General features: G+C 42.4%; 1 protein-coding gene. It reads right to left on the bottom strand.

From position 1 onward, the window contains the following. Nucleotides 1-89 precede the first annotated feature (89 nt). Nucleotides 90-556 (bottom strand): hypothetical protein (locus GVO63_RS19680; protein WP_236552227.1); only part of this gene is annotated, 467 nt, incomplete at its 5' end.

The raw sequence follows: 556 nt of genomic DNA, 5'->3' as shown, positions 1-556 counted from the left end.
AAATAAGGGGCGCAGACGCGTGGGCTATAATGCGAAGCAGTCCACGTGTATGCGTCCCAGTGACCGAAGGGAACGACTTTATTTTTTTGTTATATGCCATGCCGCAGAGCCTCCTCTCGAAACGCTTTATAGTTTTCAGCATACTCCCAAATAGAAAACAAATGTCTATTATCTGAGGTAATCAGGCAGTAAATCTGGCAACTGCCGTATTCTTTGGATTTTGCTAACGCATTCCAGGGATAGAATGTAGAGTCATTATTGCTTTGTAAGACAATGCCTGTGGCATCAAAGGTAAAGCTAAACCTCAATGTTCCGAGAAAGCGGAGCATTAACCAGAAATATTTACCGCCCCAATATGTAAGTGCAATACATATGCATGCTAGAAAGAGGAGTGTTTGCCAATCTCCATCCCCGATTCGTTTAGACGAGAGATAGATCATAGAGACTGGGCCTAATGAGTATACGGGCAATAAAATCGCCGCGCATATATAAGCTATTACCTTTGTAGCTTTTGAATGATGAACCATTTTCACCTTGGCATATAACGCCCAACTTA

The organism is Alteromonas sp. KUL106, assembly GCF_009811415.1.
Lineage (GTDB): Bacteria > Pseudomonadota > Gammaproteobacteria > Enterobacterales > Alteromonadaceae > Alteromonas.
Note: the sequence above shows the minus strand (reverse complement) of the source record. Positions and strands in the feature narration are given on the sequence as shown.